The organism is Streptomyces mashuensis, from assembly GCF_014654785.1.
Classification (GTDB): domain Bacteria; phylum Actinomycetota; class Actinomycetes; order Streptomycetales; family Streptomycetaceae; genus Streptomyces; species Streptomyces mashuensis.
Window position 1 is genome coordinate 31,134 of record NZ_BNBD01000015.1, and the last position, 18,101, is coordinate 49,234.

The 18,101-nt window shown below is 71.8% G+C and carries 13 protein-coding genes; 7 read left to right on the top strand and 6 right to left on the bottom strand.

What is annotated here, in order from left to right; all coding sequences use genetic code 11:
- Window positions 1–67 precede the first annotated feature (67 nt).
- Entirely contained in the window at window positions 68–277 is a 210-nt protein-coding gene (locus IE305_RS27015; protein WP_190132389.1) for a hypothetical protein, read from the bottom strand.
- Between the two features lie 300 nt (window positions 278–577).
- Here IE305_RS27015 and IE305_RS33220 point away from each other — a divergent pair, with 300 nt between their 5' ends.
- Complete coding sequence (locus tag IE305_RS33220) at window positions 578–1,555, top strand: helix-turn-helix domain-containing protein (RefSeq protein WP_229891583.1); 978 nt, start codon at window positions 578–580, stop codon at window positions 1,553–1,555.
- A gap of 9 nt (window positions 1,556–1,564) precedes the next feature.
- Here IE305_RS33220 and IE305_RS27025 read toward each other — a convergent pair whose 3' ends face one another.
- Window positions 1,565–2,146 (bottom strand): helix-turn-helix transcriptional regulator, encoded by a 582-nt coding sequence (locus tag IE305_RS27025; RefSeq protein WP_190132390.1) that lies wholly within the window; start codon window positions 2,144–2,146, stop codon window positions 1,565–1,567.
- 97 nt (window positions 2,147–2,243) lie between these two features.
- Between IE305_RS27025 and IE305_RS27030 the strand changes: the two genes are divergently transcribed.
- A complete protein-coding gene (locus IE305_RS27030) occupies window positions 2,244–3,650 on the top strand; it encodes an MFS transporter (RefSeq protein WP_229891585.1) in 1,407 nt (468 codons plus the stop codon).
- Between the two features lies 1 nt (window position 3,651).
- On the opposite strand, the gene IE305_RS27035 is transcribed toward IE305_RS27030, so the two are convergent.
- Entirely contained in the window at window positions 3,652–4,014 is a 363-nt protein-coding gene (locus tag IE305_RS27035) for a hypothetical protein (protein ID WP_190132391.1), read from the bottom strand.
- A gap of 127 nt (window positions 4,015–4,141) precedes the next feature.
- Between IE305_RS27035 and lgt the strand changes: the two genes are divergently transcribed.
- From lgt to IE305_RS27055, 4 genes are all read left to right on the top strand, one after another.
- The gene (gene lgt / locus IE305_RS27040; protein WP_190132392.1) at window positions 4,142–5,053 is read left to right on the top strand and encodes a prolipoprotein diacylglyceryl transferase; all 912 of its coding nucleotides are present in this window, start codon (window positions 4,142–4,144) and stop codon (window positions 5,051–5,053) included.
- A 207-nt stretch (window positions 5,054–5,260) separates the two neighbouring features.
- Complete coding sequence (locus tag IE305_RS27045) at window positions 5,261–5,992, top strand: VIT1/CCC1 transporter family protein (protein WP_190132484.1); 732 nt, start codon at window positions 5,261–5,263, stop codon at window positions 5,990–5,992.
- 337 nt (window positions 5,993–6,329) lie between these two features.
- Window positions 6,330–10,880 (top strand): glutamate synthase large subunit, encoded by a 4,551-nt coding sequence (gene gltB / locus IE305_RS27050; protein WP_190132393.1) that lies wholly within the window; start codon window positions 6,330–6,332, stop codon window positions 10,878–10,880.
- Entirely contained in the window at window positions 10,873–12,333 is a 1,461-nt protein-coding gene (locus IE305_RS27055) for a glutamate synthase subunit beta (protein ID WP_190132394.1), read from the top strand. Before gltB ends, IE305_RS27055 begins: the two co-directional genes overlap by 8 nt.
- 87 nt (window positions 12,334–12,420) lie before the next feature.
- On the opposite strand, the gene IE305_RS27060 is transcribed toward IE305_RS27055, so the two are convergent.
- The 3 genes from IE305_RS27060 to IE305_RS27070 form a co-directional block, all read right to left on the bottom strand.
- Window positions 12,421–13,101 carry a LamG domain-containing protein gene (locus tag IE305_RS27060; protein ID WP_190132395.1) on the bottom strand — a complete coding sequence of 227 codons (681 nt, stop codon included), beginning with the start codon at window positions 13,099–13,101 and terminating at the stop codon, window positions 12,421–12,423.
- Window positions 13,098–14,321, bottom strand: a complete 1,224-nt coding sequence (gene wecB / locus IE305_RS27065) for a non-hydrolyzing UDP-N-acetylglucosamine 2-epimerase (protein ID WP_229891587.1) — start codon at window positions 14,319–14,321, stop codon at window positions 13,098–13,100. Before wecB ends, IE305_RS27060 begins: the two co-directional genes overlap by 4 nt.
- Before the next feature lie 113 nt (window positions 14,322–14,434).
- Window positions 14,435–15,697: a glycosyltransferase gene (locus IE305_RS27070; RefSeq protein ID WP_190132396.1), complete on the bottom strand. Its 1,263-nt coding sequence runs from the start codon at window positions 15,695–15,697 to the stop codon at window positions 14,435–14,437.
- A 519-nt stretch (window positions 15,698–16,216) separates the two neighbouring features.
- On the opposite strand from IE305_RS27070, the gene IE305_RS27075 reads away from it, so the two are divergent.
- Window positions 16,217–18,061: a DUF2334 domain-containing protein gene (locus IE305_RS27075; RefSeq protein WP_190132397.1), complete on the top strand. Its 1,845-nt coding sequence runs from the start codon at window positions 16,217–16,219 to the stop codon at window positions 18,059–18,061.
- The last annotated feature ends 40 nt before the right edge of the window (window positions 18,062–18,101 follow it).

Sequence of the window (18,101 nt, forward strand, 5' to 3'; positions counted from 1 at the left end):
CTCGGCGGTAAATCACCCGTGGCTGTCGGCCCATGAGGCAAGGGCCGGCAGCCACGTAGTAGGAGTTTCAGACGTGGGCGAGGCGCTGGTGGACGCCCATTTCGGTCGCCATGCGGGCGGCGGTGTCCCGGTCACCGGCTTCGAGGGCGCGGGCCCGGGTGCGCTTGATGACCCAGCAGTCCTCGCAACGCGGTGGTGCACCGGTGGTGGTGTCCCAGCGTTGCAGCGTCCGGCGGTTGGTCTCGGCAACTTTGGGCCGCAGCTCGTCGGCGGTCACCGGTGTGTCTCCGCGTGCTCGCGGGGGACGAAGTCGTGGCGGGGGAGGGGCTGCGGGGTGTGCGCGGGGGGCGCGGTACGGGAGGCGAATCGAGCCCTTACGCGGCTCGCCCAGCGGGAGATAACGTGACGCACGTCGACGCTCCTTGGTCAGCGTTGGCCATGCCCCCGGGCCGTTAGCGCGGTCGCGGGGGTCCTGTGTGTTGCTCGGTGATCAGCGTGCGATGTCCCCGTGCTCACGCGGGAGTTGACCGGCGTTGACTAAACTGGGGTCCACGCAGTCAACGCCCAGGGGTTCACCGTGAGCGACTTCGCCGAGCTGGCCCGCCGCGCCCTCCGCGACAGCGGCTATTCGTTGCGTGCGGCGGCGCGGGCGTTGAATTACGACCCCGCCTACGTCTCCCGTGTGCTCAGCGGAAAGCAGCGGCCCTCGCCGCAGTTCGTGGAGGCGCTGAACGCGCTCGTGGGACGGCCGGTGCTGCCCGGGCCACGCGAAGCTCCCGCCGAGCCCGGTGTCGACGGGGATCTCGCGCACATGCGCGCCACCGTCGCGTACGTCCTCGACCACGACAACCGGCACGGTGCCACGGGCCGGCGAGACGCCGCGCGAGCGGCCTTCCTCGAAGCGCACATGCTGGCCTGCCATGCCGGTGACCGGCCGCAGGAGTGGTTCGTCCTCGACATGCTCGCCATGCACGCCCTCGAGGACGGCCGCACTGGCGAAGCGCTGGTCATCGCCGACGAGCTGCTGTCGCGGCTGCGCCTTCCACCCCGGGTCGCGCTCATGGCGCGGGTTCGCAAGGCGCGGGCGCTCGCCGCCACGGGGGACCGTTGCCGGTGCATGGCCGAGCTGGGGGCCGCCTGGGCCGCGCTGAGCGAGTCGGTCGGTCCTCGCGACCCGTCGTGGACCTGGTGGATCAACGAACTGGAGATCGCCGGTCATGAGGGGGAGGCCCTGCTGACGCTCGGCGACGCGCCAGCTGCCGTCCCGCGGCTCCGGCGGGCGCACGAGCTGAGCCAAGCGTTCCGCGCCGACGGCAGGGGCACGCTCTACTACACGGTCTCGTTGCTGACGGCCTACGCGAGGGCTGGGGACTGGGCCGAGTGCGAGGCGACGCTGCTCGCCTTCCCGGGGTTGCTCGACGCGGTGGGTTCCGGGCGCAATCGCCGCCGTCTCCGCACCACCCTCCGCGAGATCGTCCGCGACCCCCACGCCCCCACCGGCCTCACCGGCCTCACCCGCGACGTCGCCCGGCTGCCGCAGCTCGCCGCCTCCTGACGCCGGAGGTCACGGTGTCGCCGACGGTCCGGTGCGGACGACGGCCTGGTCGCCGTGCGGACCGAACAGGTGCAGGATCTCCACGGCGTTGGGGCCGGCGGGCCCGAACCAGTGCGGTTCGCCGGTGTCGAACTCCGCCACCTCGCCCGGGCGGAGCGTGAACTCGCGCTCCCCGAGGAGGAGGCGGAGTTCGCCGGCGAGGACGTAGAGCCATTCGTAGCCGGCGTGGGTCACGAGCCTGGGCTCGCGGGGCGCGAGCACCTGCTTGAAGACCTGGACCCGGCCCGGGTACTGGGTCAGGGGCACGAGGACGTCGCCGCGTCGCTCCCGGCGGCGGGGCCGGAGGTGCACGCGCGGGTCGCCGGTGGCCGGTGCCGCCACCAACTGGTCCAGGGCGACGCGGTGGGTCCGGGCGAGCGGGATGAGCAGGTCGAGCGTGGGGCGGCGCTTGCCGGACTCCAGGCGGGACAGGGTGCTCACGGAGATCCCGGTGTCTTCCGCGACCGCTTCGAGGGTGAGTCCGCGGTCACTGCGCAGGGCCCGCAGCCGGGGCCCGATGCTGTCGAGGATCTGGGAGAGCTCGTCGTCCATGGGCCCATTTTGCAACTTTCGCAAATCTCCTGGGCCCGGCGCCCTTCCGCGATCAACCCTGAGACCGCAGAAGAAACCCGGACTGAAGGCGGGGCCCGTGACCACGACAACCTTGACGACCCCGGCCAGCCGGCCCGCACTGAGCACGCGCCGGCGCTGGACCGTACTGGCGGTGTGCGCGCTGAGCATGTTCCTCGTCGGCCTGGACACCACGATCGTCAACGTGGGCCTGCCGGAGATCGGCCGGGGCCTGGGCGTGGGCACCAGCGGCCTGGAATGGGTCGTGGACGCCTACACGGTGGTACTGGCCAGCCTCCTCATCGCCTCCGGGGCGCTCGCGGACCGCTTCGGCCGGCGCCGGGTGTTCCAGTGCGGACTGGTCGCCTTCGGTACCGCCTCGGTGGCGTGCGCGGTCGCCCCTTCGCTCGGGGTCCTGGTCGCGGCACGGGCCGTCCAGGGGGTCGGGGCCTCGATGCTGAGCCCCGTGGCGCTGGCGATCGTGGTGAACGCGATGCCCGACCCACGGGAGCGGGCCCGGGCGATCGGCGTCTGGGCGTCGGTCTTCGGCCTCAGCATGGCGGCGGGCCCGGTCACGGGCGGGGCGCTCATCGCCGCGTTCGGCTGGCGGTCGGTCTTCTGGATCAACGCCCCGGTGATCGTCGCGACCCTGGTCCTGGTCGCCGTGTTCGTGCCGGAGTCCCGCGGAGAGCGCGCCCGCCGTCCCGACCTGCCCGGCCAGGCCCTCCTCACCCTGGCCCTGTGCGCGTCGGTCGGCGTCCTCATCGAAGGGCCGCGCATCGGCTGGACCTCACCCGTGGCCCTGGCGGGCTACGCCGTGATCGTCGCGACGACGGCCGCCTTCGTCCGGGTCGAGCGCGGCAGCCGCGATCCCCTGATGGACCTGGCACTCTTCCGCCGCCCGCCGTTCGCCATGGCGGCGCTGGGCGCGGTGGCGGTGTTCGTCGCGCTGAACGTGACGCTTCTGCTCAACACGCTCTACCTGCAGCACGCACGCGGATGGACACCGCTGGCGACGGGCATGGCGACGCTGCCGATGGCGCTCGGAGCGACCGTGTGCGCGCCCTGGTCGGGCAACCTGGTGGGACGCGTGGGCCCCAGGCTGCCGCTCCTGCTGGCGGGCGGGTTCATCGCGGCCGGTGGTCTGTGCCTGACCGGCCTGGCCCAGGACACGAACATCGTGCTGCTCCTGCTCGCCTACCTGCTCATAGGAACGGGATTCGGCTTCGCCAACGCGCCGATCACCAACACGGCGGTCAGCGGCCTGCCCCCGTCCCGCGCCGGAGTGGCGGGGGCCATCACGTCCACGGCACGCCAGGTGGGTTCGGCGATCGGCATCGCGGTGGCAGGTGCCCTGGTCACGAACGCCGGCCCGTCGGCCCTCGCCGCTGCGACGCACCCGGGCTGGCTCCTGGTGGCGGGGTGCGGCCTGCTGCTCATTCCGGTGGCGCGGGCTGCCGCAGCCCGCCGCCCAGTGACCTCGTGACTCACGTCCGCGGGCGCGCGAACCACGCCGCCGTCTCTCGGTGCGCGCACAGCGCCAGGACCAGCAGCCCGCACACCACCCCCGCCGCCCCGACGAAGCCGCCCATCGCCAGGCCCGTGAGCGGGGCCAGGACCATGCACGCGGCGACGATCATCGCGGCCACGCGCGTCTTCGGGCCGCCCTTCGCGAAGCGGGACGCCACCGTGAGTTCCGCCACCCCCAGCACGAGCTCGACCGGCGGCGGGGTGCCCGCGTCGAGGAGGGTGCCGGCCAGCAGGATGAGGCCCCCGAGGGTGTGCAGGCAGCCGATGACGTCCAGTACGGCGCGGGCGAGGCGGGGCAGGCGGGGCTTCGGGGGTGTCACGCGGTCCTCTCGGGGTCGGGAACCGGGCCTCCTGCCCGGCGCTCCGGGCCGATGATCTCACCGTGGGTGAGGGGCCCCGTGGTCGCTCTGGGACTTCCGCGCCGCACACGGTAGGTTCGTAGGCGCCATGGAACTCGCATACATTCCCAGCCCCTCGACCGGTGTGATCCACCTCGGGCCGGTCCCGCTGCGTGGCTATGCCTTCTGCATCATCATCGGCGTCTTCGTCGCCGTCTGGCTCGGCAACCGGCGCTGGATCGCGCGGGGCGGGCGGGCCGGGACGGTGGCGGACGTGGCCGTGTGGGCGGTGCCGTTCGGGCTCGTCGGCGGGCGGCTGTACCACGTGATCACCGACTACGAGCTGTACTTCGGCCCCGGCCGGAACTGGGTCAACGCCTTCAAGGTCTGGGAGGGCGGCCTCGGCATCTGGGGTGCCGTCGCGCTCGGTGCGGTCGGTGCCTGGATCGGTTGCCGTACGCGCGGCATCCCGCTGCCCGCGTACGCCGACGCGGTCGCGCCCGGCATCGCGATCGCCCAGGCCATCGGCCGGTGGGGCAACTGGTTCAACCAGGAGCTGTACGGCAAGCCCACGGACCTGCCCTGGGCGCTGAAGATCAGCTCGGACCCCGCCATCGGCCGGGTCGGCGGTACGTACCACCCGACGTTCCTCTACGAGTCGCTGTGGTGCCTCGGTGTCGCCGCCCTCGTCATCTGGGCCGACCGCCGCTTCAAGCTCGGCCATGGGCGGGCCTTCGCGCTCTACGTCGCCGCGTACACCGTCGGCCGGTTCTGGACCGAGTACCTGCGCGTCGACGAGGCGCACCACATCCTCGGCCTCCGTCTCAACGGCTGGACGTCGATCCTGGTCTTCCTCGCCGCCGTCGCCTACATCGTGATCTCGGCGAAGCGGGTCCCCGGCCGCGAGGCCGTGGTCGAGCCGCGGGCCGAGGTCGTCGCCGAGGGGCCCGCCAGTGAGGGCGACCCCAAGAGCGACGGGCCCGCTCCCGACCGCGGCGCCGCCGAGAAGAAGAAAGTCTGAGTTCGGGGCCCTGCCCCCTCCACCGCCGCCGTGGCCTCCCGCCCGGCGGCGGTTTTCTTTGCACCCCACCGCAAAACCGCAGGTCAGCGCGGTAAGTTCGGCCTTCCTTGCTGGCGGACCACCCTCGTACGCGCGTACGGTCCCGTCATGACCAGGGTGGGACGTACGGGTGTCCCGCCCCGCAAGGGAACGGGAGCACCGGAAGACATGGCCGTCCTCGACACCGCCGCGGCGACGCACATCGCGCACCGCGACAATCACACGCACCGCGATGTGAACGGCGGCTGGCTGCGGCCCGCGGTGTTCGGGGCCATGGACGGCCTGGTCTCGAACGTCGCGTTGATGACCGGCGTGGCCGGCGGCACCGCGTCCTCGGGCGCCATCGTGATCGCGGGCCTCGCCGGGCTCGCCGCGGGCGCGTTCTCGATGGCGGCCGGCGAGTACACCTCCGTGGCGTCCCAGCGCGAGCTGGTCCTCGCCGAGCTGGACGTGGAGCGGCGCGAGCTGCGCAAGCACCCCGCGGACGAGCTGGAGGAGCTGGCCGCGCTGTACGAGTCGCGGGGCGTCGAGCCGGAGCTGGCGCGCGAGGTGGCGCGGCAGCTGTCGCGCGACCCCGAGCAGGCGCTGGAGATCCACGCCCGCGAGGAGCTGGGCATCGACCCGTCCGACCTGCCGTCGCCCGCGGTGGCCGCCGCGTCGTCGTTCGGCTCGTTCGCGCTGGGCGCGCTGCTGCCCGTCCTGCCGTACCTGCTGGGCGCCACCGCGCTGTGGCCGGCCGTGCTGCTCGCGCTGGCCGGGCTGTTCGTCTGCGGGGCGGTCGTGGCCCGGGTGACGGCGCGGACGTGGTGGTTCAGCGGGCTTCGGCAGCTGCTGCTGGGCGGCGCGGCGGCCGGTGTGACGTATCTCCTCGGTCTTGCCTTCGGCACCGCCGTCGGGTGATGCTTATGCGCGAGACCGCATAACGCATGTGTTTGGCATGCGTGTTTCCGTGCGGTTTCGCCTTGCTCACGGGAGGGCACACTTCGGTAGCGCCGCGGGGATCCCCCGGCATCACCCGGTTGTGCCCCCGTGCCGTGCACCGGCGCCCGGCAGCAGGACCGACCGTCCACATGCTGGGACGCCGCTTCCACTTTCCGGGAAGCTCCGCATCATGTAGCTTGCACGGAAATTCTCCGGAGCCACTTCAGCAGGACCTTCAGCACCATCTTCAGCAGAGGGCCAACGTCGTCCCTCGGCACATGCGCCACGACATGACTGCCAGACGACGGGAGCCGCCATGCGTCACGCTTCCCACCCCGCGCCCCAGGGGTTGTACGACCCGAGCAACGAGCACGACGCCTGCGGCGTGGGCTTCGTCGCGACGCTCACCGGCCTTCCCAGCCACGAGCTCCTCCAGCAGGCCCTCGCCGTCCTGCGCAACATGGAACACCGCGGCGCCACCGGCTCCGACCCCGACTCCGGCGACGGCGCCGGCATCCTGATGCAGGTCCCCGACGCCTTCCTGCGCGAGGTCGCCGGGTTCCCCCTGCCGGACGCGGGCGCGTACGCCGTCGGCCTGGCCTTCCTGCCCGCCGAGCCCGCCGAGGCCCAGGCCGCCGTCTCGCACATCGGGACCCTCGCCGCCGAGGAGGGCCTCACCGTCCTCGGCTGGCGCGACGTCCCCGTCGCCCCCGACCTGCTCGGCGCCGGCGCCCGCGCCACCATGCCCGCCTTCCGGCAGCTGTTCGTGACCGACCACGCCAGCCACGGCATCGCCCTCGACCGCAAGGCGTTCGCCCTGCGCAAGCGCGCCGAGCGCGAGGCCGGCGTCTACTTCCCCTCGCTCTCCGCCCGCACCCTCGTCTACAAGGGCATGCTCACCACCGGGCAGCTGGAACCGTTCTTCCCCGACCTCTCCGACCGCCGCTGCGCCACCGCCATCGCCCTGGTGCACTCCCGGTTCTCCACCAACACCTTCCCCAGCTGGCCGCTCGCCCACCCCTACCGCTTCGTCGCCCACAACGGCGAGATCAACACCGTCAAGGGCAACCGCAACTGGATGCGGGCCCGCGAATCCCAGCTGGCCGGCGACCTGTTCGGCCCCCCGGAGAAGCTCGAGCGCCTCTTCCCCGTCTGCACCCCCGACGCCTCCGACTCGGCCTCCTTCGACGAGGTGCTGGAGCTGCTCCACCTCGGCGGCCGCTCCCTGCCGCACAGCGTGCTGATGATGATCCCCGAGGCCTGGGAGAACCACGCCTCCATGGACCCCGCCCGGCGCGCCTTCTACCAGTACCACTCCACCCTCATGGAGCCCTGGGACGGCCCGGCCTGCGTCACCTTCACCGACGGCACCCTCGTCGGCGCCGTCCTCGACCGCAACGGCCTGCGCCCCGGCCGCTACTGGGTCACCGACGACGGCCTCGTCGTCCTCTCCTCCGAGGTCGGCGTGCTCGACCTCGACCCCGCCCGCGTCGTCCGCAAGGGCCGCCTCCAGCCCGGCCGGATGTTCCTCGTCGACACCGCCCGCCACCGCATCGTCGAGGACGACGAGATCAAGGCCGAGCTCGCCGCCGAACACCCCTACGAGGAGTGGCTGGAGGCCGGCATCATCGAGCTCGGCGACCTGCCCGAGCGCGAGCACATCGTGCACACCCACGCCTCGGTCACCCGCCGCCAGCAGACCTTCGGCTACACCGAGGAGGAGCTGCGCGTCATCCTCGCCCCCATGGCCCGGGACGGCGCCGAACCCATCGGCTCCATGGGCACCGACTCGCCCATCGCCGCGCTCTCCGAGCGCCCCCGGCTGCTGTTCGACTACTTCACGCAGCTGTTCGCGCAGGTCACCAACCCGCCGCTGGACGCCATCCGCGAGGAGCTCGTCACCTCCCTCGTCTCCTCGCTCGGCCCCCAGCGCAACCTGCTGGACCCCACCGCCGCGTCCTGTCGCAGCGTCACCCTGCCCTTCCCCGTCATCGACAACGACGAACTGGCCAAGCTCGTCCACATCAACGCCGACGGCGACATGCCCGGCTTCAAGGCCGTCACCCTCTCCGGCCTCTACCGTGTCAGCGGCGGCGGCACGGCCCTCGCCGAACGGCTCGACGGGCTGTGCGCCGAGGCCGACGCCGCCATCGCCGCCGGCGCCCGCCTCGTCGTGCTCTCCGACCGGCACTCCGACGCCGAGCACGCGCCCATCCCGTCCCTGCTGATGACCTCGGCCATCCACCACCACCTCATCCGCACCAAGCAGCGCACCCAGGTGGGCCTGCTGGTGGAGGCCGGCGACGTCCGCGAGGTCCACCACGTCGCGCTGCTCATCGGCTACGGCGCGGCGGCCGTCAACCCGTACCTCGCCATGGAGTCGGTGGAGGACCTGGTCCGCGCCGGCACGTTCCTGCCGGGCGCCGAGCCCGAGCAGGCCATCCGCAACCTCATCAAGGCGCTCGGCAAGGGCGTCCTCAAGGTGATGTCCAAGATGGGCATCTCCACCGTCGCCTCCTACCGCGGCGCCCAGGTCTTCGAGGCCGTCGGCCTCGACCAGGGCTTCGTCGACACGTACTTCCACGGCACCACCACCAAGATCGGCGGCGTGGACCTCGACGTCGTCGCCCAGGAGGTCGCCGCCCGGCACGCCAAGGCGTACCCCGCCACCGGCATCTCCGCCAGCCACCGCCGGCTGGACATCGGCGGCGAGTACCAGTGGCGCCGCGAGGGCGAACCCCACCTCTTCGACCCCGAGACCGTCTTCCGGCTCCAGCACTCCACCCGCAGCCGCCGCTACGACATCTTCAAGCAGTACACGCGCCGCGTCGACGAACAGGCCGAACGGCTGATGACGCTGCGCGGGCTGTTCTCCTTCGCCGGCGACCGCGAACCCGTGCCGCTGGACGAGGTCGAGCCCGTCAGCGAGATCGTCAAGCGGTTCTCCACCGGCGCCATGTCGTACGGCTCCATCTCCCAGGAGGCGCATGAGACGCTCGCCGTCGCCATGAACCGGCTGGGCGCCAAGTCCAACACCGGCGAGGGCGGCGAGGACCCCGAGCGGCTGTACGACCCGGCCCGCCGCTCCGCCATCAAGCAGGTCGCCTCCGGACGCTTCGGCGTCACCAGCGAGTACCTCGTCAACGCCGACGACATCCAGATCAAGATGGCGCAGGGCGCCAAGCCCGGCGAGGGCGGCCAGCTGCCCGGCCACAAGGTCTACCCGTGGGTCGCGAGGACCCGGCACTCCACGCCCGGCGTCGGCCTGATCTCCCCGCCCCCGCACCACGACATCTACTCCATCGAGGACCTCGCCCAGCTCATCCACGACCTGAAGAACGCCAACCCCGCCGCCCGCATCCACGTCAAGCTCGTCTCCGAGGTCGGCGTGGGCACGGTCGCGGCCGGCGTCTCCAAGGCCCACGCCGACGTCGTCCTCATCTCCGGCCACGACGGCGGCACCGGCGCCTCGCCCCTGACCAGCCTCAAGCACGCCGGCGGCCCCTGGGAGCTCGGCCTGGCCGAGACCCAGCAGACGCTGCTGCTCAACGGGCTCCGCGACCGCATCGTCGTGCAGGCCGACGGCCAGCTGAAGACCGGCCGTGACGTCGTGATCGCCGCCCTGCTGGGCGCCGAGGAGTTCGGCTTCGCCACCGCCCCGCTGGTCGTCTCCGGCTGCGTCATGATGCGCGTCTGCCACCTCGACACCTGCCCGGTCGGCATCGCCACCCAGAACCCCGTGCTCCGCGAACGCTTCAGCGGCAAGGCCGAGTTCGTCGTCAACTTCTTCGAGTTCATCGCCGAGGAGGTCCGCGAGCACCTCGCCCGCCTGGGCTTCCGCACCCTGGAGGAGGCCGTCGGCCACGCCGAACTCCTCGACACCTCGCGCGCCGTCGCGCACTGGAAGGCCCAGGGCCTCGACCTCAGCCCGCTGCTGCACGTCCCCGACCTGCCCGCCGGCGCCGCCCGGCACCGCACCACCGCGCAGGACCACGGCCTGGCCAAGGCGCTCGACAACCAGCTGATCAAGCTGGCCGCCGACGCCCTGAACACCGTCGGCGACGAGCCCCCGCAGCCGGTCCGCGCCCAGCTGCCCATCCGCAACATCAACCGCACCGTGGGCACCATGCTCGGCCACGAGGTGACGAAGAAGTACGGCGGCGCCGGCCTGCCCGACGACACCATCGACATCACCTTCACCGGCTCCGCGGGCCAGTCCTTCGGCGCCTTCCTGCCCCGCGGCATCACCCTCCGCCTGGAGGGCGACGCCAACGACTACGTCGGCAAGGGCCTGTCCGGCGGCCGCATTGTCGTCCGGCCCGACCGCGGCGCCGACCACCTCGCCGAGTACTCCACCATCGCCGGCAACACCCTCGCCTACGGCGCCACCGGCGGCGAGATGTTCCTGCGCGGCAGCGTCGGCGAACGCTTCTGCGTCCGCAACTCCGGCGCCACCGTCGTCTCCGAGGGCGTCGGCGACCACGGCTGCGAGTACATGACCGGCGGCCGCGCCGTGATCCTCGGCCCCACCGGCCGCAACTTCGCCGCCGGCATGTCCGGCGGCACCGCCTACGTCCTCGACCTCGACCCCCGCAACGTCAACAAGGAACTGACGGGGGCCGTCGAACCCCTCGACGACCGCGACCGCCGGTGGCTGCACGACGTGGTGCGCCGCCACCACGAGGAGACCGGGTCCACCGTCGCGGCCGGGCTCCTCACCGACTGGGACACCGCCGCGGCCCGCTTCCGCAAGGTCGTCCCGGCCACCTACAAGGCAGTGCTCGCCGCCAAGGACGCCGCCGAGCGAGCGGGGCTCTCCGAGAGCGAGACCCACGAGAAGATGATGGAGGCGGCGACTCATGGCTGACCCCAAGGGCTTCCTCACCACCGGCCGCCAGGTCGCGCAGACCCGGCCCGTCGCCGAGCGCGTCAAGGACTGGAACGAGGTGTACGTCCCCGGCTCCCTGCTGCCGATCGTCGGCAAGCAGGCCGGCCGGTGCATGGACTGCGGCATCCCCTTCTGCCACAACGGCTGCCCGCTGGGCAACCTGATCCCCGAGTGGAACGACTACGTCTACCGCGAGGACTGGCAGGCGGCGGGCGAACGGCTGCACGCCACCAACAACTTCCCCGAGTTCACCGGCCGGCTCTGCCCCGCCCCCTGCGAGGCCGCGTGCGTGCTGGGCATCAACCAGCCGCCCGTCACCATCAAGAACGTCGAGGTCACCATCATCGACAAGGCGTGGGAGGCCGGCGGCGTCACCCCGCAGCCGCCCGAGCGCCTGTCCGCCAAGACCGTCGCCGTCATCGGCTCCGGCCCCGCCGGCCTGGCCGCCGCCCAGCAGCTCACCCGGGCCGGCCACACCGTCGCGGTGTACGAGCGCGCCGACCGCGTCGGCGGCCTGCTGCGGTACGGCATCCCCGAGTTCAAGATGGAGAAGCGCCACATCAACCGGCGCATCGAGCAGATGCGCGCCGAGGGCACGCGCTTCCGCACCGGCATCGAGGTCGGCCGCGACCTCGACGCACGCGAACTGCGCCGGCGCTACGACGCCGTGGTGATCGCCGCCGGCGCCACCACCTCCCGCGATCTGCCCGTGCCCGGCCGCGAGCTCAACGGCGTCCACTTCGCCATGGAGTACCTGCCCGTCGCCAACAAGGTGCAGGAAGGCGACTTCGTCACCCCGCCCCTCACCGCCGAGGGCAAGCACGTCGTGGTCATCGGCGGCGGCGACACCGGCGCCGACTGCGTCGGCACCGCACACCGGCAGGGCGCCCTGTCCGTCACCCAGCTGGAGATCATGCCCCGGCCGGGCGAGGAGCGGAACGCGAACCAGCCCTGGCCCACGTTCCCCATGCTGTACAAGGTCACCTCCGCCCACGAGGAGGGCGGCGAGCGGGTCTACTCCGTCTCCACCACCCACTTCGAGGGCGACGAGGACGGCAACGTGCAGTGGCTCCACCTCGTCGAGGTGGAGTTCACCGACGGCCGCTTCCAGCCGAAGCCCGGCACCGAGCGCCGCATCCCGGCGCAGCTGGTGACGCTCGCCCTCGGCTTCACCGGCACCGACCGGGCCAACGGCCTCGTCGAGCAGTTCGGCCTGGAGCTCGACGAGCGCGGCAACGTCGCGCGGGACGCGGACTTCATGACGAACGTCGACGGCGTCTTCGTGGCCGGCGACGCCGGCCGCGGCCAGTCGCTGATCGTGTGGGCGATCGCCGAGGGCCGGTCCGCGGCCCGCGGTGTCGACCGCTACCTGACGGGCACGAGCACGCTCCCGGCGCCGGTGCGCCCCACGGACCGTGCGCTGACCGTCTGAGACCGGCCCCGGTCCCGGACCACCCGACCCCGGCCACACCGGCCGGGACCGGGGCTCATTCCCCGGCGCCCACCTGCGCCGGCGGCGTCATTCCTCGACGTCCACCTCGCGCACCGAGATGTCGCTGAACTCCACGCGCGCGTCCTCGGTGTACGCGCCCACGCTCCCGCGCAGGTACGGCCGTTCCCGGTCCTCGTAGGCCACCAGCCCGCGGCCGCCCACGCTGACCTCCATCCGCGCGCCCCGCTGCCCCACGCGCACGTCCGACCACTGCCCCACCGGGAAGTGCTCGGAGCCCGTGGCGAGGAAGCGCTGCCCGCCGGGGTAGGCCGGGTCGCGTTTGCCCAGCTCCCACCCGTTCGGCTTCAGCGTCACGTAGTAGAAGTGCTCCGGGTCGCTGTACGCCCACACGAGCCACGGCACCTCCCACGGGTTCGGCTGCGGGGTGCGCAACTGCTCCACCGTCCGCATCCGGGCGCGGAAGACCATGTTCCCGTACGACTGCGTCGTGACGACGAGGCCGGCGTGCGTCTCGCCGGGCTCGCGGGCGGGCTTGGGGGAGAGGGTCAGGCCGTCGTGCCGGCCGATGTTCTGGCCGTGCCCGTCGAACACCGACCGCCACGGGCCGTGGACCGATCCCTCGGCCCACGGCCGGTCCGGCTTCCCGCCCTCGCCTCCCCAGATCGCGTTCACCGCGAGGGCGAGGCCCGCCACCGCGGCGGCCGCGAGCAGGGTGAGGGCGAGGAGCCGGGGGTGAACTCTGCTCATGCCGTCGAGTATGACCCCGGACCCTCGCCCTGGGTGACGACAACCGGCTCGGGAACACCCTCCGCGTCCGCTTTCGCCCCCGCGGCTGCCGCGTCCGCCTCCGCGCCGAAGTCCTCGGCCAGTTGCGCGACGATGCGCTCGGTGGCGAGGCCGTCGCCGAAGGGGTTCCCCGCCGCCACCATCCGCCCGTACTCCTCGGCGTCGTCCAGCAGGTGCATCGCCGCTTCCAGGATGGCCTGCGGCTCCGTGCCCACCAGGCGGGCCGCGCCCGCCTCGACGGCCTCGGGCCGCTCGGTGGTCGTGCGCAGCACCAGCAGCGGCTTGCCCAGGCTGGGCGCCTCCTCCTGGATGCCGCCGGAGTCGGTGAGCACCAGGTCGCTGCCGGCGAGGGTGGCGGAGAAGTCGGCGTAGCCGAGCGGTTCGACGACGCGGACGTGCGGGTGGCCGTCCAGGGCGGGCAGCAGGGCCTCGCGCACGGCGGGGCTCTTGTGCAGCGGCAGCACGACCTCGACGTCGCCGCGGTCGGCGAGCCGGGCGAGGGCCGCGCCCATGGCGCGCATCTTGTCGCCCTGGTTCTCGCGGCGGTGCAGCGTGACGAGGACGCGGCGCAGGTCGCTGTGGAAGTGGTTGCGGCCGGTGCCCTGGCCGAGCATCCACAGCAGGTTGTCGACGACGGTGTTGCCGGTGACGAACACCTCGGCGTCGGGGACGCCCTCGGCGGTCAGGTGGCCGGCGGCGCGCGGGGTGGGTGCGAAGTGCCAGCGCGCCATGCGGCCGATGAGGCGCCGGTTGAGCTCCTCGGGGAACGGGTTGTCGAGCACCCCGGTGCGGAGCCCGGCCTCGACGTGGGCGACGGGCACGTGCTCGTAGAACGCGGCGAGGGCGCCGGTGAGCGCGGACGTCGTGTCGCCCTGGACGACGACGAGGTCGGGGCGCTCGGCGCGGACGACGTCGCCCAGGCCGTCGATCAGCCGGGCGGTGAGCTGGGACAGTTCCTGGCGGTCGCGCATCACGTCGAGCTGGACGCGGGCCTTCACGCCCAGCAGGTCGAGCATCTGGTGCAGCATCTCGCGGTGCTGGCCGGTGGTGACGACGACCGGTTCGAAGAGGGGGCCGGCGGCCATGGCGCGGGCCACGGGCGCCAGCTTGATGGCTTCGGGACGGGTGCCCAGCACGAGCATGGCGCGCACGGGCGTGGTGGCGACGACGTTCGGGGACATGGGTCTCCCTAGGAAGGTGCCGCGCTGGCGGCGGATCGGTGAGAGAGAAGGTGTGCGGGACGGCCGCTGAGCCGGTCCGGGGCGGGCCCGGACGTGTCGTCAGGAGGGTGTGCTCAGGTGCGGGCCGTCTTGAGCCACGTCTGCTTCCCGGTGAGCATCCGCCACAGGCCCCACCAGCCGGCGGCGAACCAGATGTAGCCGTAGAAGACGAAGACGTGGGAGAGCAGGACGGCGCGGACGAGTCCGAGCCCCCGCTCCCGGCGGTGGTACACCCAGCCGTAGGCGTACGCCGCGGTGAAGGACAGGACGTAGGGGCCGATGACCCACATGGGCGAGATGAGCAGGCGTCCCGCCTCCAGCGACCCGAGGAGGGTGCCGCCGACGGCGACGAGGAAGGACAGCGGGAGCAGCGAGGTGAGCAGGATGAGGACCGGGCTGGACAGGTGGTACAGCAGGTCCACGGCGGCGCGGGTGGGCACCTCGCGGAGGATGAGCGGGACGAGACCGGCCGACTGCAGGTGGCCCTGGAACCAGCGGGACCGCTGCCGCACCAGGCGCCGTACGTCGAGCACGGCCTGCTGGGAGACGGCGGCGGTGGTGCAGTGGTGGTTGGTCCAGCCGCGGGCGATGAGACGGACTCCCAGGTCGAGGTCCTCGGTGAGGGAGTCGCTCCACGGGCCGCTGCCGTCCGGGCCGCACAGGGTGTCGAGTGCGGACAGGCGCATGAACTGGCCGTTGCCGCCCATGCCGACGCTGCCGAAGTAGCGCCGGGCGGACTGGAAGATGTCGCCGTAGATGACGAACTCCATGTCCTGGAGGCGGGCCAGCAGGCCCTTGTGCCGGTTGTACATCCGCACGCCGATCTGGGTGGCGCCGGTGCGCGGATCGTCGAAATAGGGGTCGACGGCCTGGACCACGTGCGGGTCGAGCCGGCCGTCGGCGTCCACGACGCAGACGATGACGTCGGCGGGGTCGTGGCCGTCGAGGATGCCGGACTCGCGCAGGTGGCGGATGCCGGCGTTCAGTGCCGCGCCCTTGCCCTTGCGGGCGTTGGGCAGCTGACGCTGGAGCAGACGCACGCGGCCGTCGTGGGCCGCCGCGGCCTGCCGGGCGATCTCGGCCGTCCGGTCGTCGGACGCGTCGTCGATGACCAGGGCCAGGAAGTTCCCGGCCGGCAGACTGGTGATGCGGGCCAGGCTCTCGGCGAGCACTTTCTCCTCGTTCAGACAGGCCAGGAGAAAGACGTAGAGGCGCTCGGCGCGCGGTCCACGGGCATGTCGCATACGGCGTCTCGAGAGGACGAACAGCGTGCTGTTGTAGCAGGCCGCCATCACGATGATGGCGATGCTGGCCCAGAGCAGAACCTCGGTGATCATGAAGGGTCACCAGGGTTTCGCAGGACGTAGTACATCTTTGCCGAAAGAAGTATCACGGCTATCGCGCAGTAGAGCAGGAAGCCGGCCCCCGCCGCTTCCTGGAGGCCCCTGGCAAAGGGTATCCCCGGCAGAACCTCCGGTGCTGCCGTCAGTCCGGCCAAGGGCAGGACTGTGCCCAGAGCGGGCTTTCCGTACATGAGTTCCCCCCGGATTCCGCCTCGTCTTGAGGCGTGCGCTCGGAAGATATCAGATTACCGGGGTGGTTTCGTGGTGCATGGTGAGAGATGTTGATTCGGAACTGACAATTCTCCGAACCTACCGGTTGTTATGCCTGAACAATTGGGGGCTGTTACAGGTGTGGCGACTGGTCTGCACCAATCCGCTGTCCTCAATTGCGCGCTCCGGACCAAATTTGTCTATTGACACCCTTCTCTCTGGGCACAAGAATCAGCCAACTGTCGGGCCACGGCCCCTCGGGGGAGGGGACGGCAACAGCTCGTCAATCAGGGGGAAACAACAATGAAAGAATTGCGGGGGAGATCAGGGATTTCCCGGGTCTCGCTCATCCTGGCCCTCGTCGCCGCCCTGCTGGGCGGCGTCGCGTTTTCCGCCGGGGCGGAGGGCGCGGCGGACGGCGGCCGGACCCGCCCGCCGCACGGACTCGCCGGCGTCGGCCCGGCATCGCTCTCCGGGGCCGGCAGCGGCGACCTCAAGAAATGGGCCGCCGACCGGCTGCAGAAGGACCAGCTGCGCCAGGCGCACAAACTGACGATCACTCCGGCGCCCGCGCCGAAGACCACCGCGCAGACCGCGGCGGCCCCGGTCCAGCCCCTGGCGGCAGCGGCCGGCACCTCCGCCCTCGTCCTCTACGACACCACCGGCCCCTACGGCTACCTCGGCGAGCTCTACGCCATGGCCGTCGCCAACCTGGCCGGCCACTTCGGCACCGTCACCAGCAAGCCCGTCTCCGCCTACACGGCGGGCATGACCGAGCAGTACACCGCCACCATCTACATCGGCTCCACCTACTACGGCGGCACCCTGCCCGACGCCATCCCGGCCGCGTTCTACCAGGACGCGATGAAGACCAGCCGTCCGGTCACCTGGGTCGGCGACAACATCTGGGGCATGGCCAACGCGGTCGGCATCGAGAACTTCAAGCAGAAGTACGGCTGGGACCCGACCAACTCGTACTACGAGACCAACGGCACGGTCGGCAACATCAACAAGGTCACGTACAAGAACCAGGATCTGACCCGGAAGATCCCGGCCGGCTTCGACGGCGGCGTGCTGCACCCCGCCCTCTCCGGCACCGGGTACCCGGCGCCGAACCAGCTGGCCGTCGCCACCGACGCCAACAGCGGCGCCACCAGCCCCTGGGCCCTGCGCACGGCGAACCTCACCTACGTGGGTGAGATCCCGTTCAGCTACGTCTCCGAGTCCGACCGCGTCATCGTCTTCGAGGACCTGCTCTTCGACGGCCTGGCACCGGCGACGGCGGAGCGGCACCGGGCGTTCGTCCGGCTCGAGGACATCAGCCCCAAGTCGGACCCGGCCGAGCTGACGGCCATGGCGGACTACCTCTACAGCCAGAAGATCCCGTACGGCATCAACGTCATCCCGACGTACACCGACCCCAAGGGCGTGTACAACGGCGGGAAGGCCGAGACCGTCACGCTGGCGCAGGCCCCGCAGGTCGTCTCGGCGCTGAAGTACATGCTCCAGCGCGGCGCGGTCCTGATGGAGCACGGCTACACGCACCAGTACAGCAACGTCAACAACCCGTACACCGGCGTCACCGGCGACGACTTCGAGTTCTTCCGCGCCCACGTCGACGCCTCGGACAACGTCGTCTACGACGGTCCGGTCTCCGGCGACTCCACCGTGTGGGCGCAGTCGCGGGTCACGTCGGGGCTGGCGGGCTTCGCCGCGGCCGGGCTGCCCAAGCCCACGCTGTGGACCACCCCGCACTACGCGGGCTCGGCCACCGACTACCGCGCCATCTCGCCCAACTTCAGCGCCCGGCTGGAGCGTTCGCTGTACTTCGCGGGAACGCTGAGCGGCCAGCCCGTGAACGCGGCGCGATACATCGGGCAGTTCTTCCCCTACGCGGTGAAGGACGTCTACGGTACGACCGTGCTGCCCGAGAACATCGGCAACTACGAGCCCGTGCCGTACAACAACCACCCGGCCCGGCTCCCCGCCGACCTCGTCGCCTCGGCCAAGGCCAACCTGGCCGTCCGCGACGGCGTGGCGAGCTTCTTCTACCACCCCTACTACCCCGTGCAGCCGCTGAAGGACACGATCGAGGGCATCAAGGCCCTCGGCTACACCTTCGTCGGCCCGACGGACCTGGCCCAGTAGGACCGGGCCCGGCGGTGCGCACGCACGGAGTACGCAAGAC